The sequence below is a fragment of the Brachybacterium sp. FME24 genome (assembly GCF_014897705.1).
Taxonomy (GTDB): Bacteria; Actinomycetota; Actinomycetes; order Actinomycetales; family Dermabacteraceae; genus Brachybacterium.
Window position 1 is genome coordinate 206,671 of sequence record NZ_JABUXV010000008.1, and the last position, 21,192, is coordinate 227,862.

Consider the following 21,192-nt stretch of genomic DNA (forward strand, 5'->3'; position numbering starts at 1 on the left):
CCATGAGCTGCGCACCGTGAGCGCACCGTCACCCGTCACGCAGCCCAGCGCCGTCACCACCTCGTACGCCACGCGAGAGATGCAGGCACTGACACGACATCGAGCTGCGAGCGGAGACGTTCGCATCCGAGATGCGAGGGGAACACGCCTGGCAGCGGTGCTCGGCGGCACCCTGCTCAGCACATTCGGAGAGCACGTTCGCGATGGTCGCTGACGTCAACCATCGGCGACAGCGACCGCTTCCTCGTCGGGCCCCAGCTCAACGGTGTCATCCGAACCTCGCGAGGACGGCGCACCGTCTTCAGAGGAGCCCGCTCGGTGGCTTCAACGGAGAGAGGTCCCATGACCTGGAGCACGCGTGAGCTCGCTGACCTGGCGGGCACGACCACGAACACCATCCGCTACTACCACCGGCTTGGCCTGCTCGATGAGCCCGAACGCAGAATCAACGGCTACAAGCAGTACCGGGTGCCGCATCTGGTGCGGCTGCTGCGGATCCGACGGGTGGCCGCCCTGGGTGTGCCGCTCTCGCAGGTACCGCCCGTCGGCGCGGACACCAGGAGCATGGTGGATGTGCTGCAGACCCTGGACGCAGAGCTCGAGGAGCGCATCGAGCTCCTGAAACAGGCTCGGACCGACATCGACGTGATCCTCCGCGAGGACGCGCCGGCGGACGCGCCGGCGGGATTCGTCTCCGTCGCCTCGCAGCTCTCCGAAGCCGACAGCTCGATACTCCATATCTACGCGCAGCTCTACAACGAGGACGCGATGGCGGATCTGCGACGCATGGTGGACATGGACGATGCAGCCCGCACGGTCGGTGACGAGATCGCCGCGCTTCCGGCGGATGCGGACGAGACGACCCGGCAGCGCCTCGCTGAACAGCTCGCCCCCACCCTCGTCCAGAACCTGATCGACTATCCATGGCTCTCAGACCCGGATGGACACCTCTCGAAGAGTCGGCACCTGACCCAGCAGACGCTCATCGAGGCGGTGGGGGAGCTCTATGACCCGGCGCAGATCGACGTGCTGACACGCGCCGGCGCCATCGCCCGCGAGAAAGTGCGGGCGAGTCGCGCGGCATGAGCCTCGAGGTGGTGATCTCTCCACCGATGGAGGTGCCCCACTGTGGCAGTCGTTTCAGATCAATCGGAGTTTCTGCCTGAACCTTCTACCGGCACGCCCGAAGGGTAGACGCTCTCGGGGGTCATGCGTGAGTTCCGCTCACGGCGGAGGAGGGCTATCGACACGATGACGCCGGCGATGCCAAGAATGGGTGCTACGAGCCCGGCATATGGCTGGCTCGACGAGAAGATGGAGAAGTCCCACAGTCCGTGAAGGATGATTGCCGGGATCAGGGAGCCGGTGGAGCGGAAGGCAAGGTAATAGACGGAGCCCAGACCGAACTGGACGACAACCTGGAGGATGGCGAGCGAACCGATGCCGAAGAAGGCATTGGGTAGGTGCAGCAGCGAGAAGAAAAGGGTGGAGAAGAACCAGACGCCGGTCTCGCCGAATCTGCTCCGCAGCGCCGTGAGGAGCTGGCCACGCGCAATCACCTCTTCGTTGAATCCCACGAGCACGCTTCCCAGTACGAGCAGCACCCACATCGTCGCGGTCACTCTGGAGAATTCGCCGAGAACGAGATTGAGGATCGCTGCGAAGGCCATGAGGGCCGGCACCACCATGCCGACTTTGGGAAGTCGACGCTTTTCCACGAGCGCCGGTCGCCACCAGCCGAGTGATGAGACTGCGATCAGGACGACGAGGAGGCCGCCGGTCAACGGTGCCACGTACCAGGCGAGCAAGGTCTCGCCGCTCTCTCCGACGCGGGCATAGTCGATGCCGTTGACGATCCAGATCGTGTAGAACACGGCGAGGTACGCGGCGAAGGTGACAAGTCCGAGCCAGACGCGAGGGCGGACGCGCAACGACGTCATAGTGGAATCGGTGTGCATGACATGACCGAACACCATGTTGCAGGTACACGGTCAAGCCGTCCGTCCGCTCAGCGCCCAGGGCTCACCGCGCCTGTCGCAGGGCCGGATTGTCGGCGGCACCTGCGGTGCTCTCCCCTGAATGAGCATTCCACCGTCGGAGTCGTGCGTCCTGGACGGCCCGGCGGCGCCACTGCTTGACCATGTTCCCGGAACCAGGTGTCGAATGTCCCCTGTGCAGAACTCCCTCCTTCCGGGGCGTCGTCGGAGCGAGGGTCCGGACCGCCGACCGCGCCAGGAGAGAGCAGTGGAGGACGATCACGATCGGCAGCGTCAACGCCTCTGGCAACGCCTGCAACGCTGGATTCCGCTGCTGCTTCTCGCGGCGGCAACGGGCGTCGTGATCTGGCTCGATCAGAGCCCGTGGTGGGGTTCGCTGCTCGTGGCCGGTCTGCTCACCGTTGTCGCAGGGGCAACACGCTGGTGGGTCCGGGGCCACATCGCTCTCCAGATAGGGGCCTGGGTTCTCGCAGCGGCGTTCGTGCTCTCCACGGCGGTGCTCATCCACCCGCCTGCACAGCCTCGGGCCGCCGGCGGAAGTGATCCGCGGCCCTCTGCCCTGGTTTCCACGCAGGAGGGGCCTGTGCGGGGCGTCATGAACGATCCGGGCACCGTCGAAATCTTCGCTGGTATCCCCTACGCCCAGCCACCGGTGGGGGACCTGCGCTGGCGGCCTCCCGAACCGCCCGCACCACGAGGGGAGATCCTCCTCGCGGACCGCTTCTCCGAGGTGCCCGTTCAAAGCACTTCAACGTTCTCGTCCCGGGCACTGTCCCAGCTCGTGGACGTCCCCCTCGAGGGCACTCTGCTCAACCCCTTCCCTGTGAGCGAAGACAGCCTCTCCCTGAACATCTGGCGAAGCACGGTCCGCCCCTCGACCGCCCTCCCGGTGCTCGTCTATATCCCGGGCGGCGGCTTCGCGACGGGATCTGGTGCGCTGCCGCTCTACGACGGCGAGGCGCTCGCCTCTCGTGGTGACGTGATCACGGTGACCATCAACTATCGCCTGGGAGTGCTGGGATTCCTCTCGCACCCCGAGTTGGCCGCGGAATCCAGTTTTCATGCCTCGGGCAACTACGGAATCCAAGACCAGATCGCCTCCCTGGAGTGGGTCCGAGACAACATCGCGGCCTTCGGTGGTGACCCTGAACGGGTGACGGTCGCCGGGGAATCCGCTGGCGGAGAGAGCGTGTGCATCCTCGGTGCGACGCCCGGAGCCCAGGGCCTCGTCGACGGCATCATCGCTGGCAGCGGGGCGTGCATGGGCACCACAGGGAACACGGAGAACGGTGACCAGGCCGATACTCGACAGGTGGCGGAGGACGCCGGTCGCCGTCTCAGTTCAGAGCTGGGAGGGGCGAGCATCGAGGAGATGCGCGCAATGCCTGTTGATCGCGTCCTGGATGCAGCGGAGTCTCTGGGTCCTCACTGGCGGCCCACCATCGACGGCCATGTCCTGGAGAAGTCACCAGCGCAGATCTATGCCTCCGGAGAACAGCTCGATGTGCCGATTCTGGTGGGTAGCAATGCCGATGAGGCCTCACTCGCCAGGGCTGGCCCGCCGGACGCCGACGTCGACGAGTACCGGGCGATGGTTCGCCGGACGTACGGCAGCTCGAACGCGGCGAGGTTCCTCGACCTCTATCCCGTGGCCACCGAGGATCAGGTGCTCACCTCACTGCTGCAGGCGGAGACGGACAAGATCATGACTCGCGCCATGCACCGCTGGGCTCACCTGCAGTCCCGCACCGGGTCCTCGAACGCTTATCTGTACTACTTCTCGCATATTCCCCCCGAGAAAGGATTGGAGGAGTACGGCGCCTATCACGGGGCCGAGGTCGCCTATGCGTACGACAATCTCGGCGCTGACAGCGATGCCGACTATGGGGACTCCGACTACCGGCTGCGCGATCACATGAGCGCATACTGGGTTTCCTTCGCAACCACCGGCAACCCCAACGCCCCGGGACTGCCCGAGTGGCCGACCGTCGCCGCAGCGACTGACCAGGTGATGAACTTCAGCGATGGCAGCACCGTGGTGCCACATCCGCGCTCTGAGGAAATCCGCTTCTGGGAGGCGTACGACGGACCGATCCCCTAGGACTGGTCGGTCGTGAGGTCATCACCTCCCGCGCAGAGCCGTGAGGCCGAAGGGCCAGCAGTGCATGCGCCGGTGCTCATCAGTTGAGCTTGCCCTCGGAGTCGGCTATGGAATGGACTGCGTTGAGCTCGAGCAGCAAGTGGCCACAAGGAGTCGCGAGGAGTCTCGCTGCGGACGTCGAGTACTCGTCCGCCGGCTGGGTCGACCGGTGCAACGGTCGACGCCTCCACGGCTCGCGCGGGATGCTCGCCCCGATAGGACTCGAGAGGCTCCACTATCAGGCCGTCAGCGCAGAGCCCGACCCCGCGCAGTTGATGCAGAGAACCCGGGCCGGTTCATCACCGTGGTCGGGACGCACGTGCGGGGCCGGTCCTGCGCGTGATCCACCAGACGACTGCCGTGATGAGAACCAGCGCGGCGCTGGGGATGAGGGTCGCGATCGAGCCTGCGATCTCTCCCCGACTGCTGAGCGCGCCGCCGAGATCGACGTGCAGCGTCGTGCCGAGCACGAGTGCCGAGACGTTGTAGACGGCGTGGATGACGACGGCGGCCTCGAGTCCACCGGTGCGCCACGTGATGATCGCCAGTGACCCGAACAGCACGAAGTATGAGGTGAGGATGTAGGGGTCGAGAGAGCCGTGGAAGAGCGAGAAGAGGACGGTCGGGATCACGATGCCGATCACCGTGCCGAAGCGAGCGCCGCGGGTCCATCCGCCGACGACGCGGAACATGAAGCCGCGGAACCCGTACTCCTCGCCGGCCGCCGCCAGCGGTGTCAGCACCATCCCGACCACGAAGAGCGCGACGAGATCGACGGTCGTCCACGGGACCGACTCGCTGGGTTGCAGAAGGAAGCCGAAGGAGACCACGACGAGCAGAAACGGGCCGAAGGCGAGCAGCGACCGAGCGAAGACGCCGTACCTGAAGCGCCCGGCGACGGAGTGCAACGTGCGGGCGGGCACCCCGTAGAGCACGCGCTGCAACAGCATGCAGTACGGGATGAGCAGGGCGAGCGAGAGCGCACCGGCAGCCTGCTGGAGCGGTGTGAACCCGGTGCGGCCGAGGATCTGCGTGTCGAGGGCGGTGGCGCCGAGGAGGAACAGCTGGGCGAATCCGATGAGGCCGACGACGAGCAGCACTATCGCAAGGATTCCGCGGAGGATCCTGCGTTTCTCGCCTGCGTAGAGGCGGTGGTACTCGACGGCGGCACGCACGCGGGGCATGGGTGTCGGTTCGTCGCCTTCGAGAAGCCAGTTCGAGGTGGTGTTCGGCATGGTGTCCCTTCGGGGTTTCAGCGGGCGAGGTCGTCGAGCGAGGTCGACTGCACCCGAAGTGCACGCTCGCGCCCTCGACTAGTACGCTGTAGTAGTAGTCATCAACTTAGCACGCTGTAATAGAGGTGTGTGGCGAGGAGGACAGCCATGGTTTCCCCACCCGCGGAACCCGGTACGCGCGACAAGATCCTGATCGCCGCGGCGACGATGTTGGGCGAGGACCCGACCGCGCGCCTGAGTGTTCGAGCGGTCGCGGCGCGGGCGCAGGTGAGCACGGGCTCGTTGCGGCACTTCTTTCCCACCCAGCGATCCCTCCTCGACACCGTCGTCGCGGGGATCTACGACGTCGACCTCCCTGATGATCCGATCGACGATCACGCACGCACGCCGACCGAGCGCCTCATCGCTGGCCTGCGACTGATGCTGGCGCACGTGGGCGCCGGAGATCGCGCTCGACAGCACTGGGGTGCTCTGTACGAGGCATACGTGGCATCCACGCCGTCCGACGACGAGGCGGCCACCTACCTCGCACTCGAGCGCATGGGCCGCCATCGCATAGAGCGATGGTTGGCCACGCTCATCGAGGAAGGCGCGATTCCCGCGGGCGAGATCGAGCAGAGGGCGCGGTTCCTCACGACTGTGGTCAGCGGCCTCATGACAGAACGCGCTCTGCCCGCCGAGGGGGTGCAGGTCGAGTCCGAGGCGGCAGCACTCCGTCTCGCCGTCCACGCTGTGACGTCTGCCTGGACTCAGGCCTCGACCTCCGACGTCGCACCCTGACCAGTCGAAGACTGGTGCCAGCGTTCCCTGCTGACCCGGGCATCCACTGATCGGTGGATGCCGGCATCCACCGGATTCCACACCATCCCTGCCCCCGCGGTCGATGCGACGCAATGCTGCCGGGCAGCACGCTGACATCATGGCAACCATTGAGGTAGACGATCTCGTCAAGCGGTACGGCGACCACACGACGGTGAACGGGGTGAGCTTCGCCGTCGAGCGGGGCGAGATCTTCGGCATCCTGGGTCCGAACGGAGCCGGCAAGACCACCATCGTCGAGTGCATCGAGGGACTGCGCGCCCGGGACGGCGGGGATGTCGCTGTCTGCGGCATCGACCCGCGAGGTGACACCAGCGAACTCAGACAGCTGCTCGGGGTGCAGCTCCAGGAGAGCGAACTGCCCGGCAAGCTCAAGGTGGGCGAGGCGATGGAGCTGTACGGCTCCTTCTACCGCGACCCGATCGATTGGCGGGAGCTGATCGGCGCCCTTCGACTCACCGACAAGATCGACTCGCAGTTCCGGCGGCTCTCCGGCGGGCAGAAGCAACGGTTGTCGATCGCGCTCGCGATGGTCGGCAGCCCGGAGGTCGTGGTGCTCGATGAACTGACCACCGGTCTCGACCCGCAGGCCCGCCGTGACGTCTGGGACCTCATCGAGGGCATCCGGGACCGGGGCGTGACCATTCTGCTGGTCACGCACTTCATGGAGGAGGCAGAACGTCTCTGCGACCGGTTGGCCGTGATCGACGCCGGCCGGCTGGTCGCGCTGGACACTCCGGCCGGATTGGCCTCGTCCCTCGAGGGCCGGCAGCGGATCCGGTTCCGGCCTTCCGCACCACTGGATCGCGCCCTGCTGATGGCGTTGCCCGAGGTCACGGCAGTCGAGTGGGCTGGAAGCCAGCTCGTGGTCACCGGCACCGGGAACCTCCTGTTCGCCGTGACCAGCCTGCTCGCCCACCACCAGGTCATCGCGGCCGGCCTGCGGGTCGAGCAGGCGACGCTGGACGATGCGTTCGTCGCGCTCACCGGCCGCACCATCGACGACTGAGGAGTCTGTATGTCAGCCCTGTTCCGACTCACCGCCACTGAGACGAAGCTGTTTCTCCGGGAGCCGATCAACGTCCTTTTCGCGCTCGTGCTCCCTCCGCTCCTCCTCGTCATCCTCGGTGTGATCCCGGCGTTCCGGGAGCCTGACGACGACCTCGGTGGTCTGCGGGTCATCGATCGGTACACGCACATCGTGGTCGCTCTGGCCATCGCGATGTTCGCACTGACCAGCCTGCCCCAGCAGTTCGCCAGCTACCGTGAGAAGGGTGTGCTGCGGCGGATGCGGACCACCCCGGTCAGACCTGCTGTGATGCTCGGTGCGCAGCTGCTCATGTGCACGCTCCTGTCCACCTTCACGATGCTGGTCGTGCTGGCCACCGCCCGACTGCTGTTCGCCGTGACCCTGCCGCGCCAGGTGGCGGTCTACGTGGTGGTCTACCTCCTGTCAGCGCTGGCGATGTTCGCGATCGGGCTGCTCGTGGCCTCGCTGGCACCAAGTGGTACGGGCGCCAGCGCGATCGGGATGGTGCTGCTGTTCCCGAGCCTGTTCTTCGCCGGGCTGTGGATACCGCGAGACTCGATGAGCAGCGTCCTGCGGACGATCAGCGACGTCACCCCTCTGGGCGCCGGCGTAGAATCCCTGCAGGTCACCACCGGCGGTGACTTGCCGCACCTGGTGCATGTGGCAGTCCTGGTGGGGTGGACGATCGTGGCCGGTGGGCTGGCCGCACGGTACTTCCGATGGGAGTAGATCGATGAGCATCGAGGCGGAGCTGGGCGAGGAGCTCGATCGCTGGGAGCGCCGCGAGCATGCCGTCATCATGGCGCTCCCGTTCCTTCTCCTGGCAGTCAGCACCCTCATCACCCTGCTGCAGGCGGTGCGGGAGGCGCCGGTGCACGTCCCGGCGGTTCTGGGACTCACCGTCGCGACCGCGATCTGGGTGTTCTGGTTCATCACGCTCCACCCGCGATGGCACCGGAGCGGCCCCCTGATGGGTCTGTACTACGCGGGCCTGATGGCCTTGGCGGCCGGTCTGGTGGTGCTCGCACCGTGGTACGGCATCTTTGCCTTCGTCGGCTACGTCCACGCGTTCGTGGTCCTCACGGGTCGCTGGCGGTACGTCGGCCTCGTCACGACATCGATGATCATGGCGGTGACGTACATGGGCGGGATCGCCCGGATCGGCGCCGACGAGTGGTGGCTGTGGCTGGCGATCAGCCTGGTCAGCGCCGGTCTGGCCGCGACGTTCGTCTCTTTCATCGAGAACACTGATCAGCAATGGCGTCAGCAGAAGCGAGCACTCGATGAGGTGCACGAGGCAAACGTCAAACTCGAAGAAGCGCTGGCGGAGAACGCGGAACTGCAGGCCCAACTGCTGGTCCAGGCCCGCGAGGCCGGAGTGCTGGATGAGCGGCAGCGGATGGCGCGGGAGATCCACGACACCCTGGCCCAGAGCCTCGCCGGGATCCTCACCCAACTCCAGGCAGCCGAACAGTCGATGGAGGAGCCGTTCACGCTGCGCCGCCATATGTCGAGTGCGACGAGCCTGGCCCGGGAGAGTCTCACCGATGCCCGCCGAACGATTCTCGCAGTGGAGCCGGAGCTCCTCGCCGACGCCCGACTCCCGGATGCGATCAGCGACGTGACCAGGAGCTGGTCAGAGTTGAACCACATCGATGCGGTCCTGACCACCACCGGCGACCCGCGACCGATGCATGCCGACGTCGAGGTGACGCTGCTGCGTGCTGCGCAGGAGGCGCTCAACAACGTGGCCAAGCATGCGAAGGCCCATCGCGTCGGCCTGACGCTTTCGTACATGGAAGACCTGGTGACCCTCGATGTGCGCGACGACGGAATCGGGTTCGAGCCCGACGCCCGTCGCGCCGATGGTACGGCTGACGGCGGATTCGGGCTGCTCGGGATGCGGCAGCGGGTGCAACGGCTCGCTGGCCGGCTCGACATCGAGTCAGAACCTGGCGGCGGCACCGCGATCTCGGCTACCGTTCCGGCGATATCGGCGGGAGCTGAGCAGTGATCTCACTTCTGATCGTCGACGATCATCCCGTGGTGCGGGACGGATTGCGAGGCATGTTCGCAGCCGACCCGCGCTTCGAGGTGCTCGGAGAGGCCGGCGACGGCGCCGAGGCCATCGTTGCCGCGGAAAGGCTCCGCCCCGAGGTGATCCTCATGGATCTGCGGATGCCGATAACCGACGGCGTAGCGGCCATCAAGGAACTCGCTGAACGTGGAGTGTCGGCCCGCGTCCTTGTGCTCACCACCTACGACACCGATAGCGACGTTCTGCCCGCCATCGAGGCCGGCGCCACCGGGTACCTCCTCAAGGACGCCCCGAGGCAGGAACTGTTCCATGCGGTGGAGGCTGCCGCGCGGGGTGAGGCAGCGCTCTCACCCTCCGTCGCGACGCGGCTCATGGGGCAGATGCGTCAACCGGTCTCCGCTCCACTGTCGCAGCGTGAGTTGGAGGTGCTGGAACTGATCGCCCGCGGCTCGACGAATCGTGAGGCGGCGAAGCAGCTCTTCATCAGCGAAGCAACTGTCAAGACGCACCTCCTGCACGTGTATGCGAAGCTCGGTGTCAACGACCGTGCCGCAGCCGTGGCCACCGCGTTCTCCCGCGGCTACCTGACACTGCCGACCTGACAGGTGCCCGCGGGAGGCACGACGTGATCGAGCTCAGCCGGCGATCTTCTGGCGCGGTGCTCCAGCGGAGAGGGCGTTGCCGACCGTGATGCCCCACATCGCGGGGAACTCCGTGGGGAAGATGCGCAGTGGGTCCGTGCTCCCGATGCGGGCGCTCGTCGCGACGAGGGCCCCTCGCCCCGACGGCACTCCCTCGACGAATATCTGCGGCGGAGCCTCGCCGCGCTTGTCCTGGGCCAGAGCGAGGTGCAGTCGATCGGAGAGGTACGAGACATCGGCCGGGGCGAAGTGCGAGGCGATGCGCTGGGCGTAGGCCTGAACAGTAGCTCCCGAGTGGGTGTCGAGCCCGAACTGGTGCGCGGTCTGGACGATCAGCCCGTGGATCCACTCCATCACGGCGCCGTTGGACAGTGCCGTCACCCGCAGGGTGTCCGCCGAGTCCGTGGCGTCGCGGGTCTCGAAGAGAGCGAAGAGCGCATCGCCCATGAGGTCGTGACGCGTCGTGGAGGCAAGGGACAGGTGCACGTCCGACATCCCCTGGATCGCCGCGGAGTGGACCCCTCCGGCGATCGAGGTCCGCTGGCCGGCCGCATACCCGACGCCGAACGAGTGTCCGAACATGCTGAACTGGTGCATGAGGGTGCCGCGGGCCTCTCCCGCGGTCTTCTCGTCGAAGTGGCGCTCGACTTCGAGGACGCGGCGGGGGTCCAGGCGGATCACGGCGTCCGAGGTGTACGCCCGGGAGGGCAGCGCAGTCAGCAACTGCTCGGCGTGGGCGGCGACGGCCTCGGCCATCGCCCAGTCCTCACGGTTGATCCGGCGAGCCTTGGATTCCCCGAGAACACCGACGATGGTCAGCACGATGCCGGGGACCCAGAGAAGGGTGGTGAGGACCAGGACGGTGATCATGCCGCCGAGCGCGCCCCCGGCGCTCCCGGCGAACAGCCACGGAAGGATGAGGAGCCCTGCTGTGACGAGGAGGAGAAGGGGGCCGATGATCAGAGAATTGCGATGCAGGTGGCGGCGTGCACGACCGCACATGCTCGGGGATGTGCTCATGGAACCACCCTAGAGGTGAAACCGGACACGTCAGGACGTTCCCTCTCGGGTCGACCCTCCGTCGGCCGACGGCCCTGCTGTGCGTCAGCGGAATCGCTGCACGGCCGCCGGGGCACTCAGGGCGAGCTCACGGATCTCCTCGTGCTCGGTCTGCGCGAGCACGTCCTGCAGCGGGCCGCGGGCCAGGATGCGGCCCTCGCCGAGGAAAGCCACCTGTGGGCACATCCGCTGCAGCAGCTCGATGTCGTGCGAGGCGATCAGCACGCCGATGCCGAGACGCGCGATGATCTGGGCGAGGGCGGCGGAGATATCTCCGCGCATACCCGGGTCCACGGCGGTGAGCGGCTCGTCGAGCACCAGGATCTCCGGGCGGGTGGCCAGCGCCGTCGCGAGCGCCACCCGCTGCGTTTCTCCGCCGGAGAGGGTGCGCATGCGCCGGGGCAGGACGTGCTCGCCCAGGCCCACGGTCGCGAGCATCTCGGCAGGGGAGACCGAGTGCGTGCGACCTCCCTTGCGGGCCTCCTTCGCTGCCAGTGCGAGGCGTGAGGAGACCGTTTCCTGGGGATCGGCGATGGTCATCGCGTACTGCGAGACGAATCGGACGGCGGCGCGGAAGGTGCGACGGTGTGCCCCTCGCAGCCGGTGCACGCTGCGCCCCGCGTAGGTGACCTGGCCGGAGGCGGGCTTCAATTCGCCGCGCAGCACGTGGATCAGGGTGGTCTTGCCGGCGCCGGAGGAGCCGAGCAGCCCCAAGGGGGGAGCCCCTGCTCCGATCGAGAGGTCCACACCCTCCAACACGGATTCACCGGGGTATCCGGCGTGCAGAGCGGTGGCGGTGAGCGTGGTCGAAGCAGGCATCGGGGGTCTTTCCTCGCAGGTGGGGGACGCGGTGCACTGTAGCGGCGTCGCCTGTGCCGTCACTGCGCCGCGCCGCGCCCCGCCCCAGCGTTCAGCGATCTCCCGCGAGGGTCGCGACCGGTGGGCGCCGCAGGGCCCGCCGCGCCGGCAGCATCATCGCTGGATACGCGACAGCGACGACGACCGCGACGATGAGAGGGATCGCCCAGAGCGGCCCCTGAGGCCAGGGCCGCCCGAGCAGTCCCAGGCCCAGCAGAGACGCGGCCGGTACCGAGAGCGCGAGCCCGGCGGCCGCTGCCAGCGCCGCCGTCAGCAGCGTCTCCCTCCGCATCATGGCCAGCACTTGGCGGGGCGTCGCCCCGAGCCTCCGCAGCAGCCCCAGCTCCCCGGCGCGCCGGGTGGTCGCCGCCACCAGGGAGTTCGCGCCGCCCATCACGACATATCCCAGCAGGACCAGGTTGAGGACGAGACTGAGCCACTGATCCGGTAGCAGCCCGCCGGAGCGCGCACCGGCCTCCTCCAGCTGCAGCTGGGCACCTGGTCGGTCGTGCGCCCAGTCCTGGATCACTGCCGGATCTCCGGTGACGAGTACCGCGTCGTAGGGGCGCTCGCCGGTCGCGCCCTGCAGCAGATCCGTACTGGTCACGAGACTGCCGTAGGCGAAGCCGCGGTCGTAGGTCGCGATCAGGTGGGCGGTGATCGGACGGCCGTCATCGCTGATCAGCTCGATCGGATCGCCCACGTCGAGTCCGGCCAGCCGGGCCGCACCGACCTCCATGGCCACAGCGTCCCCCTCAAGCTCCGCGAGGGAGCCCTCGACCACACCCGGATCGACGACCTCGGTCGCGCCCGGGCTGAAGGCACTGGTGGTGAGCGGATCCAGGGCGGTCCCCGCTGCCGTCGCGCGAGTGCGCAGCAGGGTCGTGGAAACCATGCCGACGGCTCCGGTCACACCCTCGGTACGCGCGAGATCGGCGCGGTTCGCCTCTGTCAGTCCGGCCCCGGCGGAGGAGGAGACGGTGGCGTTCTGGAGGCTCCCGGCCTCGAGCTCGGCGCGCTGGGTGACCGCCTGGGTGGACAAGAGGAACAGCTGGGTGATGGCCAGGGCGATCGCGAGCGCCAGGACGGTCACCGCGCCCGCGGTGCGCCCGGCATACGCCTGGGAATTGTGAGCTGCCAGCCAGCGCACCACGGACGCACTGCCGGAACCGACCATGGTCCAGCCGGTGATCCGTCGCACGAGTGCGGGACCGGCGAGCGCGAGCCCGATGACCCCGATCAGGACGCTCGAGGATGCCGAGACCAGCGCGGCCTCGCTGCGCAGGAAGAGCGGGACCAGGGAGGAGACCAGCGCGAAGGCGAGCAGGGCCGCGCCGATGGTCGTGCGTACCGCGGAGGCGGGGCGAGGCTCGATCTGGGAGAGCGCAATCGCCTCGGTCGGGGCGATCCGCGAGATCCTGCTCGCCCCGGCCAGCGCCGCCACCGTCACCGTGCCCAGCAGCAGCGCCGTCGTGGCGAGAGCCGGGATCGGGCCGAGCACGACCTGCACGCTCGCGGGCAGGATCCCCGAGGAGTCCAGCCACTGCCCCAGCGCGGCGGCCAGCAGATAGCTTCCCGCGACGCCGACGGGCAGGGCGACGAGCGCAGCCATCAGCGCCTGGACGGCGACCAGCCACCTCACCTGACGGGGCGTGGCACCGGTGGCGCGCAGCAGGGCGAGCTCGCGGCGCTGCTGCGTCACCGAGATTCCCACGGCCGCGCTGACGACGAAACCGACGGTGAGGAGCAAGGTGCCGCCGAGGCTCCCGGCGATGGCGAGGAGCTGACCGCGCTGCGAGGCGGCGCCGACCTGGGCGGCGTCCCCACGGTCCGCGCCGGTGCTGACCTCGAGGTCGGAATCCTCCAGCGACCCCGAGAGCATCGTGGCCACCGACTCCGGGTCCGCGCCGTCCGCGACGGTGAGGCCGATCAGGTCGACCTTGTCCGGATGCCCGGCGAGCTCTTCGGCCACGGCGTCGGCGAAGAACACCGAGGCCCCTGGGGTATCGACGACCGCGGTGACCACGAGGAGGGACTGCTCGCCGGCGACGAGGAGGGACTGCTCGTCGCCGACGGCGAGGTCCAGGGTGGTCGCGAGCTCGCGACTGACGGCGATCTGGTGGGCAGAAGTCGGTGCCGCGCCGTCGACGGCCGGGGAGCCCAGCAGGGCGAATTCCCAGTTGGCGCCGGCGCCTCCCGGGAGAGAGCTCGGCATCGGGTCGCCCTGTGCAGAAAGCGGGACGACAGGGACCCCGATGCGCCCGACCGCCCCGGCGACCTCCGGACGGTCGGCGAGCTGATCTGCGACCTCGCGCTCGACGCCGGACCGCTGGGTCAGCGGAGCGGCGAAGTCCTCAGCCTGCGGGACCTCCTGCTTCCCGGAGACGACCAGTTGGGCCGCGGTGAGGGAGCCGACCGGGGTCCTGGAGGCGAGTCCGGAGTTGGCGAGGATACCGCTGCCGGCGATGAGGAACGCGCCACCGGCGACAGCGAGCACGATCGCGAGCAGGGCGGGCAGCCGCCGCCGCGCCATGGCCACCGCGTCGGGAAGCATCGCGAGCTTGCCCGTCATCGGAGGCCACCTCGCAGCAGCTCGGTCGCGACGGACTGCGGCGTCGGATGATCGATCACCGTCGTGATGGCGCCGCCGGCCATGACCACCGCGTGATGCGCACGGGCCGCCGCGGCCGGGTCGTGGGTGACCAGGACGACGGTCTGGCCGAGGTCGTCGACGAGCTCGCGCAGCAGATCGAGCACTTCGCGAGCGGAGGCCAGGTCCAGCGCGCCGGTGGGCTCGTCCGCGAAGACGACGTCCGGCGAGCCGACCAGCGCGCGGACGATGGCGGCGCGCTGCTGCTGGCCGCCCGAGAGCTGCGAGGGCAGATGGTGCAACCGGTCGCCGAGGCCCACACGCTCGGCGAGCTGGGCGAGATGGTCACTGTCCACCTCGCGCCCCGCCAACCGGGCCGGCAGGGTGAGGTTCTGGTGGACGGTGAGCGACTCGACCAGGTTGTACGCCTGGAACACGAAGCCGATGCGGTCACGGCGCAGGAGGGTGCGACGGGTCTCGGTGAGGCCGGAGATCTCGGTGTCACCGAGATGGATCGTGCCGCTGGTGGGGGCGTCGAGGGCGGCCGCGGTGTGCAGCAATGTGGACTTCCCCGATCCGGAGGGGCCGACGACCGCGGTGAAGCGGTGCGCGGGGATGTCCAGCGACACCCCGTCCAAGGCACGCACCTCGGTGGCGCCACCACCGTAGACGCGGGTCACCTGACGCAGACGGGCCGCTGCCTGAGCCGACGCGGGGCGGGGGAGGACGGGGGCCGGCGCGGTCATCGGGACCTCCGAGCGAGACGCCGCCTCACCAGAGCGATGCCCAGACCGATGACGATCAGGCCGGCGAGGAGCGAGGGGACGAGCAGCCCGGCGATGCTGAGGACGGTGTTCAGGGCGAGGGCTGCAGCGAGCAGGACCCACAGGACGAGGTCCGTGGTGCCGCGCACGGCGCCGGGGTCCTCGGAGATGGGACGAGCATCGGTCGGAGCGGGGGCAGCGGTCGTACGGTGCGCACCCGTGCCTGCGGGGCCGTGAGGGTGGTCGGTGGGGAGGGCCATGGTGAGTCCGTTCGGTCGGAGCGTGATCTGATGCTTCGAACGTACGGCGCGCTGACCAGCTGCTCCACCCGGCCAGCAGGTCACTGCGCGGTACAGCAGGGGGTACCGGCGTCGAGCGGGCGCGCGGGGCTCGGTGGAGTCCGGGCCCAGCCTCTACCGGGTGCCCTCGAGGTACCGCAGCACGGCCGCGACCCGACGATCCGAGCTGTCGTCGGGGGAGAGGCCGAGCTTGGCGAAGATGGACCGGATGTGCTTGTGCAGCGCGTTGTCGCTCAGCGCGAGACGGGCGGCGACGGCAGTGTTGCCGAGCCCCTCGGCCATCGCCGCCAGCACCTCGCGCTCGCGCGGGCTCAGCGCGTCCAAGCGGTCGGCGCCCCGACGCCGGGCGAACAGCTGGGCGACCACCTCGGGGTCGATGGCGGTGCCGCCGTCGGCCACACGGTGCAGCGCGGCGACGAACTCCGAGACCCTGCCGACCCTTTCCTTGAGCAGATAGCCGACGCCCTGGGCGCCGGAGTGCAGGAGGTCCGCGGCGAAGGACTGCTCGACGTACGCGGACAGCACCAGCACCGGCAGGCCCGGGATCCTCTCGCGCGCGGCGACCGCAGCCCGGATGCCCTCGTCGGTGTGCGTCGGGGGCATCCGCACGTCGAGCACCGCCGCATCGGGACGGTGCTCGTCCACCGCCGACAGGAACTGCTCCCCGTCACCCACGGCGGCGACCACGTCGAGATCCTGGGCGCGCAGCACCATGGTCAGTCCCTCGCGCAGCAAGGCGTCGTCCTCGGCGATCACGATCCGCACGGCAGCTCCACCTCCAGCAGCGTCGGCCCACCGAGGGGACTGTCGATCTGCACCGTGCCGTCCAGCGCCGCGACCCGGCGCGCGATCCCGGTGAGCCCGGTCCCGGAGCTGCTGCCCGGTCGGGCACCGCCGCGGCCGTCGTCCCGGACGGAGACCCGCAGCCGGTCTCCGGTGCGCCGGACCTCGAGCTCGGCACGGCTCGCGTCGCTGTGACGGGAGACGTTGGTCAGCGCCTCCGCTGCCACGAAGTAGGCGGTCGACTCCACGCTCACGGGGCAGCGCACGGCCACCTCCACCTCACAGGTGCACGGCACGGCGCACGCGGCGGCCAGCGCGCTCAGAGCCCCCTGGAGACCGCGGTCCGCGAGCACGGGGGGCAGGATGCTGCGCACCACGCCGCGCAGCTCGGCGAGGGCGTCCTCGGCGGCGCCGTGCGCGCGCTCCATCATCGCCTCTGCCATCTCGGGGTCCTGGCGCACCGACTCCCGGGCGGCGCCGGTGAGCATCGCGACCCCGACCAGGCGATTCTGCGCGCCGTCGTGCAGGGCGCGCTCGATGCGCCGCAGTTCGACGCCGTGGGCGTCCAGCGCCGCCGCGCGGGTCGCGGTCAACTGGGTGATGCGCGCCGAGAGGTCGACGTCGGGGTGCGGGGAGAGGAGCCGGAGGCCGGTCTCCTGGGTCGCCCGGTCGAGCAGCGGGGTCAGCACGAAGAACACGATGCCGGCAAGGAGGCCGGCCGCGAGGGCGATGATCCAGCCCTGCCCCACGTCCACCTGCACCAGGCCGAGCAGGACCGTCGCCTCCCCGCGGGGCAGCAGGCGGGCCCACAGCGGAGACGTCAGATCGGTGACCATCGCGGTCCCGGACTGGACGCCGATCACCGCGAGCACGAGCCCGCCGGTGCCGTGCAGCGCCAGCCAGCCCAGATCGCGCCGCGTCGCCCGGTCCTCGCGCACCGCCTCGACGGCGCGCCGCCACCCCTTCGGCAGCGGATCGTACGGAGGGGTCATCGGATGACCGAGCCGTCGCAGGCGGCCGCGTTCGAGGTCTGCGATCGATCGCACCAGCGCCAACCAGGGACGCACGAGCAGCAGGCCGAGCCCGATCAGACTGAGGACCGCGACGGCGAGCCCGAGGAGCACCGCGCACAGCGCGAGCAGTCCCGTGCCCGCGGCGAGGACGAGGTGGACCCAGGCCCGGACGGCCGCCTGCGGACGGCGCAGGATCGAGCGCCCGTCGTCCCTGATCCTGTGGTTCACCGATGCACCGTCCTCGCTCGTGCGTCAGCGTAGCCGCGAACGACAGGGCTCGGTGGGCCGCCCGACGCCGTGGTGGTCCTCTATGCCGGGGGCTGACAGCCCCGCGCGCCGGCACTCACCCCTGGGAGTGGATCGTGATGACGTACCCATCCGGATCCTGGAAGGCGAACTGGGTGCCGAACGGTCCCTCGATCGGTTCCTGCACGATCGCAGTGCCCTGCTCGAGCAGCAGCGCGTGCAGCGCACGGGGTTCCGCGTGGCGGAACCACAACCCGATGCCCGCGCCGAGCTGCCCGGTGGCGTCGAGATCCGTACCGGGGAACTGATCGCGCACCGCGAAGGTGAAGCCGTCCGCGGAGAACACGGCCGCGACGGGATTCGGCGCCGGGACGCGGGACAGGCCGACGACGTGCTCGTAGAACGCGGCCGATGTCTCCCGGTCGCGCACCTGGATCGAGACGAAATCCGGTCCGATGGTGGATGTGGTCATGCCGAGCTCCTCGGGGTGATGGGTGTCGTTCAGTGTCAATACCCTGACACCCATGCCCACGTATGTCAAGATACTGACATGATGATCGAGAAGGAGCCCGCAGAGGTCGAGCAGCTGGGACTGCTGATCAAGGAGACGCAGTCACTCCTGAATCAGCGCATGGACGAGGTGCTGCGACCACTGGGCCTGAGCGTCGCGCAGTACGCGTGCCTCCACACCCTGCGCAGTGCCCCGGGGGTTACCGGATCGGAGCTGGCCAGGCGAGTCTTCGTCTCCCGGCAATCCATGAGCGTGCTGCTGCAGGGACTCGAGAAGAGGGGACTGGTGGAGCGGTCACAGGAGCCGGGCCCGCGCCGGGAACGTGCAGCGGAGCTCACCGAAGAGGCGGCAGAGCTCACCGAAGCCGCCGATGGTCGCGTTCGCGGTGTCGTCTCCACCATGGCGGGGGATCTCGTCGGGGATGAGCCGGAGCGGCTGCTGGTGCTGCTCGGCAGCTGCCGCGATGCGCTTCAGGGCGACTGAGGGACTGCCCGACTCCGGAACGACCGCAGGCGCAGGCTGTTGCCCACCACGAAGACGCTGGAGAACGCCATCGCCGCACCCGCGAGCATCGGGTTCAGCAGGCCCAGCGCCGCCAGCGGTATCGCCGCGGTGTTGTAGGCGAAGGCCCAGAACAGATTGCCCTTGATGGTGCCGAGGGTTCGCCGGGAGAGCCGGATCGCGTCGGCTGCGCCGCGCAGGTCGCCACGCACCAGGGTGATGTCCGAGGCCTCGATCGCGACGTCCGTGCCGGTACCCATCGCCAACCCCAGATCCGCCTGGGCAAGGGCGGCGGCATCGTTGACGCCGTCGCCGACCATGGCCACGACCTTTCCCTCGCCCTGGAGGCGGAGGACCACGTCGATCTTGTCCTGGGGCAGCACCTCGGCGATGACCTCGGCGATGCCGACCTCGGCGGCGATCTGCTCGGCTGCGGCGCGATTGTCGCCGGTGAGCAGGATCGGGGTCAGGCCCAGCTCCTTCAGCTGCCCGATGGCCTCCGCGCTGCTGGGCCTGACGGAGTCGGCGACCACGAGCACGCCGCGCGCCCGACCCTCCCACCCGGCCACCACGGCGGTCTGGCCCCGGGACTCGGCAGCGGCCACGGCCGAGGCGAGCTCTGCGGGCAGCGGGGGGTCGTCGAAGAGGGACGCGCGACCGACGAGGATGTCGCGGTTCTCGGTCGTGCCGCGCACCCCGAGCCCCGCCAGGTTCTCGAACTCGTCCGCGCTGGGAAGGGTGCCGATCTCGTGGGTGGCTCCGCGAGCGACGGCTTGGGCAATCGGGTGCTCGGAGGAATTCTCGACGGCGCCCGCGAGGCGCAGCAGCTCGGCGCGGTCCACACCCGGCGCGGGAATCACCTCGGTGAGGGCCATCTTCCCGGTGGTGACGGTGCCGGTCTTGTCGAGCACCACGGTGTCGACGCGGCGCGTGGACTCCAGGACCTCGGGTCCCTTGAGGAGGATGCCCATCTGGGCGCCACGGCCGGTGCCCACCAGGAGTGCGGTCGGGGTCGCGAGTCCCAGCGCGCAGGGGCAGGCGATGATCAGGACGGCGACCGCGGCGGTGAAGGCCGCCTCGACCGGGTGGCCGGTGAGCAGCCAGCCGAGGAGCACCAGGGCGGCGAGCACGAGGACGACCGGGACGAATATTCCCGAGACGCGATCTGCGAGGCGCTGCGCGTCGGCCTTGCCGGACTGGGCATCCTCGACCATGCGAGCCATCTGCGCGAGCTGGGTATCGCTGCCGACGCGGGTGGCACGCACCAGCAGCCGGCCCCCGGCGTTGACCGTCGCGCCGGTGACCCCATCGCCCTCGCCCACCTCGACCGGCACGGACTCTCCGGTGAGCATCGACGCATCCACGGCGGAGGTGCCGGAGACGATCGTGCCGTCGGTGGCGATCTTCTCCCCGGGGCGGACGACGAATTCCGCGCCCACGGCCAGCTCGGTCACCGGGATGCGGGTCTCGACGCCGTCGCGCAGTACGGCGACGTCCTTGGCACCCATGTCCATCAGCGCCCGCAGGGCGGCACCGGCCTGTCGCTTGGACCGCTTCTCGAGATAGCGGCCCAGCAGGATGAACATGGTGACGCCGGCAGCGACCTCGAGGTAGATGTTCGCCGAGCCGTCGGACCGGCCGATGGTCAGCGAGAACTCGTGGGTCATGCCGGGCATCCCGGCCGTCCCGAAGAACAGGGCGTACAACGACCACAGGTAGGCGGCCGAGGTTCCCACGGAGATCAGGGTGTCCATCGTCGCCGCACCGTGGCGCAGGTTGGTCCAGGCCGCCTTGTGGAACGGCCAGGCGGCCCAGACGATCACCGGGGAGGCCAGGGCGAGGCTCGCCCACTGCCAGAAGGTGAACTGCAGAGCAGGGATCATCGAGAGCAGGATCACCGGCACCGAGAGCACGACGGCGCCGATCAGTCGCTGGCGCAACGAGGTCAGCTCCGGATCCTCGGGAGCCTCCGCAGGGCCACCCCGACTCTGCCCCTGCTCCGGGTCCGGGAGTACCGGCAAGGTCGCGGAGTAGCCGGCCTGCTCGACCGTGCTGACCAGATCCTGAGGGTCGTACCCGGCGGGCGCGGAGACCTTCGCCTTCTCGGTGGCGTAATTGACCGATGCCGAGACCCCTTCGAGCTTGTTCAGCTTCCGCTCGATCCGATTCGCGCACGAGGCGCAGGTCATTCCGCCGATCGCGAGGTCGATATCGGCGCCCAGCGGCAGCTGGGCCGGCGAAGTGGTCATGGGGTGGGCTTCTCTCTCGTGGACTGAGGGCTGGTACCGGCGGCCTGCGTGAGGTGGCGCCGTCGGCGGTTCGGTGGTCGGGCCGTCCGTCTCAGGTTCGCGCCGCCGAGTAGCCGGCCTCGGTCACCGCGGCCAGCACGGCAGAATCGTCGACGGGCTGCTCGGAGGTGACCACGAGTGCGCCGGTCTCGTGGCTGACCTCGACCTGCTCGATCCCCGGGACCTCGCTGACCTCCTCGCGGACGGACATCTCGCAGTGACCGCAGGTCATGCCGGACACGTGGTAAGTACTCGTGATCGCGCTCAAGGGGCTCTCCTTCGCCAGTGTGGTACCCAGGAGGGGTATCTGCTGCGCCCACTGTATACCCTATGGGGGTATACAGGCGAACCGTGTTCACGGTCGGGTGAACGGGGGGACG

At 69.1% G+C, this 21,192-nt stretch carries 20 protein-coding genes; 8 read left to right on the forward strand and 12 right to left on the reverse strand.

Features of this window, described 5'->3' with window-relative positions; translation table 11 throughout:
* The first annotated feature begins 342 nt into the window (after positions 1-342).
* Positions 343-1,086, forward strand: coding sequence for a MerR family transcriptional regulator (locus tag INT51_RS11170; RefSeq protein ID WP_193105374.1), 744 nt, complete (start codon positions 343-345; stop codon positions 1,084-1,086).
* Between the two features lie 59 nt (positions 1,087-1,145).
* Here INT51_RS11170 and INT51_RS11175 read toward each other — a convergent pair whose 3' ends face one another.
* Positions 1,146-1,958: a CPBP family intramembrane glutamic endopeptidase gene (locus INT51_RS11175; RefSeq protein WP_193105375.1), complete on the reverse strand. Its 813-nt coding sequence runs from the start codon at positions 1,956-1,958 to the stop codon at positions 1,146-1,148.
* A gap of 205 nt (positions 1,959-2,163) precedes the next feature.
* Between INT51_RS11175 and INT51_RS11180 the strand changes: the two genes are divergently transcribed.
* Positions 2,164-4,098: a carboxylesterase family protein gene (locus INT51_RS11180; protein WP_193105376.1), complete on the forward strand. Its 1,935-nt coding sequence runs from the start codon at positions 2,164-2,166 to the stop codon at positions 4,096-4,098.
* A 338-nt stretch (positions 4,099-4,436) separates the two neighbouring features.
* Here the strand turns inward: INT51_RS11180 and INT51_RS11185 are convergent, their stop codons facing one another.
* Positions 4,437-5,372: a CPBP family intramembrane glutamic endopeptidase gene (locus INT51_RS11185; RefSeq protein WP_193105377.1), complete on the reverse strand. Its 936-nt coding sequence runs from the start codon at positions 5,370-5,372 to the stop codon at positions 4,437-4,439.
* A 147-nt stretch (positions 5,373-5,519) separates the two neighbouring features.
* On the opposite strand from INT51_RS11185, the gene INT51_RS11190 reads away from it, so the two are divergent.
* The 5 genes from INT51_RS11190 (at position 5,520) to INT51_RS11210 (ending at position 9,861) form a co-directional block, all read left to right on the forward strand.
* Positions 5,520-6,152: a TetR/AcrR family transcriptional regulator gene (locus INT51_RS11190; RefSeq protein WP_193105378.1), complete on the forward strand. Its 633-nt coding sequence runs from the start codon at positions 5,520-5,522 to the stop codon at positions 6,150-6,152.
* A 139-nt stretch (positions 6,153-6,291) separates the two neighbouring features.
* The gene (locus INT51_RS11195) at positions 6,292-7,200 is read left to right on the forward strand and encodes an ABC transporter ATP-binding protein (RefSeq protein WP_193105379.1); all 909 of its coding nucleotides are present in this window, start codon (positions 6,292-6,294) and stop codon (positions 7,198-7,200) included.
* A 9-nt stretch (positions 7,201-7,209) separates the two neighbouring features.
* On the forward strand, positions 7,210-7,950 hold the full coding sequence (locus INT51_RS11200) for an ABC transporter permease (protein ID WP_193105380.1): 741 nt from the start codon (positions 7,210-7,212) through the stop codon (positions 7,948-7,950).
* Between the two features lie 4 nt (positions 7,951-7,954).
* A complete protein-coding gene (locus INT51_RS11205) occupies positions 7,955-9,235 on the forward strand; it encodes a sensor histidine kinase (protein ID WP_193105381.1) in 1,281 nt (426 codons plus the stop codon).
* Complete coding sequence (locus INT51_RS11210; protein WP_193105382.1) at positions 9,232-9,861, forward strand: response regulator transcription factor; 630 nt, start codon at positions 9,232-9,234, stop codon at positions 9,859-9,861. Before INT51_RS11205 ends, INT51_RS11210 begins: the two co-directional genes overlap by 4 nt.
* A 33-nt stretch (positions 9,862-9,894) precedes the next feature.
* Here the strand turns inward: INT51_RS11210 and INT51_RS11215 are convergent, their stop codons facing one another.
* From INT51_RS11215 to INT51_RS11250, 8 genes are all read right to left on the reverse strand, one after another.
* On the reverse strand, positions 9,895-10,920 hold the full coding sequence (locus INT51_RS11215) for a hypothetical protein (RefSeq protein ID WP_193105383.1): 1,026 nt from the start codon (positions 10,918-10,920) through the stop codon (positions 9,895-9,897).
* An 84-nt stretch (positions 10,921-11,004) separates the two neighbouring features.
* Complete coding sequence (locus INT51_RS11220; RefSeq protein ID WP_193105384.1) at positions 11,005-11,778, reverse strand: ABC transporter ATP-binding protein; 774 nt, start codon at positions 11,776-11,778, stop codon at positions 11,005-11,007.
* A 91-nt stretch (positions 11,779-11,869) separates the two neighbouring features.
* Positions 11,870-14,389 (reverse strand): ABC transporter permease, encoded by a 2,520-nt coding sequence (locus INT51_RS11225; RefSeq protein ID WP_193105385.1) that lies wholly within the window; start codon positions 14,387-14,389, stop codon positions 11,870-11,872.
* On the reverse strand, positions 14,386-15,153 hold the full coding sequence (locus INT51_RS11230; protein ID WP_193105386.1) for an ABC transporter ATP-binding protein: 768 nt from the start codon (positions 15,151-15,153) through the stop codon (positions 14,386-14,388). Before INT51_RS11230 ends, INT51_RS11225 begins: the two co-directional genes overlap by 4 nt.
* Positions 15,150-15,431, reverse strand: a complete 282-nt coding sequence (locus INT51_RS11235) for a hypothetical protein (protein ID WP_193105387.1) — start codon at positions 15,429-15,431, stop codon at positions 15,150-15,152. The genes INT51_RS11230 and INT51_RS11235 overlap by 4 nt, the downstream gene beginning before the upstream one ends.
* Positions 15,432-15,584: 153 nt before the next feature.
* A complete protein-coding gene (locus INT51_RS11240) occupies positions 15,585-16,235 on the reverse strand; it encodes a response regulator transcription factor (protein ID WP_193105388.1) in 651 nt (216 codons plus the stop codon).
* On the reverse strand, positions 16,223-17,494 hold the full coding sequence (locus INT51_RS11245) for a sensor histidine kinase (RefSeq protein WP_304502164.1): 1,272 nt from the start codon (positions 17,492-17,494) through the stop codon (positions 16,223-16,225). Before INT51_RS11245 ends, INT51_RS11240 begins: the two co-directional genes overlap by 13 nt.
* 115 nt (positions 17,495-17,609) lie before the next feature.
* Positions 17,610-17,984 carry a VOC family protein gene (locus INT51_RS11250; RefSeq protein ID WP_193105389.1) on the reverse strand — a complete coding sequence of 125 codons (375 nt, stop codon included), beginning with the start codon at positions 17,982-17,984 and terminating at the stop codon, positions 17,610-17,612.
* 78 nt (positions 17,985-18,062) lie between these two features.
* Here INT51_RS11250 and INT51_RS11255 point away from each other — a divergent pair, with 78 nt between their 5' ends.
* The gene (locus INT51_RS11255; protein WP_226832236.1) at positions 18,063-18,506 is read left to right on the forward strand and encodes a MarR family winged helix-turn-helix transcriptional regulator; all 444 of its coding nucleotides are present in this window, start codon (positions 18,063-18,065) and stop codon (positions 18,504-18,506) included.
* Here INT51_RS11255 and INT51_RS11260 read toward each other — a convergent pair.
* Both INT51_RS11260 and INT51_RS11265 read right to left on the reverse strand, forming a co-directional pair.
* The gene (locus tag INT51_RS11260; RefSeq protein ID WP_193105390.1) at positions 18,494-20,773 is read right to left on the reverse strand and encodes a cation-translocating P-type ATPase; all 2,280 of its coding nucleotides are present in this window, start codon (positions 20,771-20,773) and stop codon (positions 18,494-18,496) included. The genes INT51_RS11255 and INT51_RS11260 overlap by 13 nt on opposite strands.
* A gap of 91 nt (positions 20,774-20,864) precedes the next feature.
* The gene (locus INT51_RS11265) at positions 20,865-21,080 is read right to left on the reverse strand and encodes a heavy-metal-associated domain-containing protein (RefSeq protein WP_193105391.1); all 216 of its coding nucleotides are present in this window, start codon (positions 21,078-21,080) and stop codon (positions 20,865-20,867) included.
* Between the last annotated feature and the right edge of the window lie 112 nt (positions 21,081-21,192).

Bases quoted from the DNA above. Each gene is read 5' to 3' on its own strand.
- INT51_RS11185 (WP_193105377.1), bottom strand. From the start codon at position 5,372: ATGCCGAACACCACCTCGAACTGGCTTCTCGAAGGCGACGAACCGACA.
- INT51_RS11195 (WP_193105379.1), top strand. From the start codon at position 6,292: ATGGCAACCATTGAGGTAGACGATCTCGTCAAGCGGTACGGCGACCAC.
- INT51_RS11200 (WP_193105380.1), top strand. From the start codon at position 7,210: ATGTCAGCCCTGTTCCGACTCACCGCCACTGAGACGAAGCTGTTTCTC.
- INT51_RS11235 (WP_193105387.1), bottom strand. From the start codon at position 15,431: ATGGCCCTCCCCACCGACCACCCTCACGGCCCCGCAGGCACGGGTGCG.
- INT51_RS11190 (WP_193105378.1), top strand. From the start codon at position 5,520: ATGGTTTCCCCACCCGCGGAACCCGGTACGCGCGACAAGATCCTGATC.
- INT51_RS11250 (WP_193105389.1), bottom strand. From the start codon at position 17,984: ATGACCACATCCACCATCGGACCGGATTTCGTCTCGATCCAGGTGCGC.
- INT51_RS11215 (WP_193105383.1), bottom strand. From the start codon at position 10,920: ATGAGCACATCCCCGAGCATGTGCGGTCGTGCACGCCGCCACCTGCAT.
- INT51_RS11230 (WP_193105386.1), bottom strand. From the start codon at position 15,153: ATGACCGCGCCGGCCCCCGTCCTCCCCCGCCCCGCGTCGGCTCAGGCA.
- INT51_RS11220 (WP_193105384.1), bottom strand. From the start codon at position 11,778: ATGCCTGCTTCGACCACGCTCACCGCCACCGCTCTGCACGCCGGATAC.
- INT51_RS11175 (WP_193105375.1), bottom strand. From the start codon at position 1,958: ATGCACACCGATTCCACTATGACGTCGTTGCGCGTCCGCCCTCGCGTC.
- INT51_RS11170 (WP_193105374.1), top strand. From the start codon at position 343: ATGACCTGGAGCACGCGTGAGCTCGCTGACCTGGCGGGCACGACCACG.
- INT51_RS11225 (WP_193105385.1), bottom strand. From the start codon at position 14,389: ATGACGGGCAAGCTCGCGATGCTTCCCGACGCGGTGGCCATGGCGCGG.
- INT51_RS11205 (WP_193105381.1), top strand. From the start codon at position 7,955: ATGAGCATCGAGGCGGAGCTGGGCGAGGAGCTCGATCGCTGGGAGCGC.
- INT51_RS11180 (WP_193105376.1), top strand. From the start codon at position 2,164: ATGTCCCCTGTGCAGAACTCCCTCCTTCCGGGGCGTCGTCGGAGCGAG.
- INT51_RS11260 (WP_193105390.1), bottom strand. From the start codon at position 20,773: ATGACCACTTCGCCGGCCCAGCTGCCGCTGGGCGCCGATATCGACCTC.
- INT51_RS11255 (WP_226832236.1), top strand. From the start codon at position 18,063: ATGATGATCGAGAAGGAGCCCGCAGAGGTCGAGCAGCTGGGACTGCTG.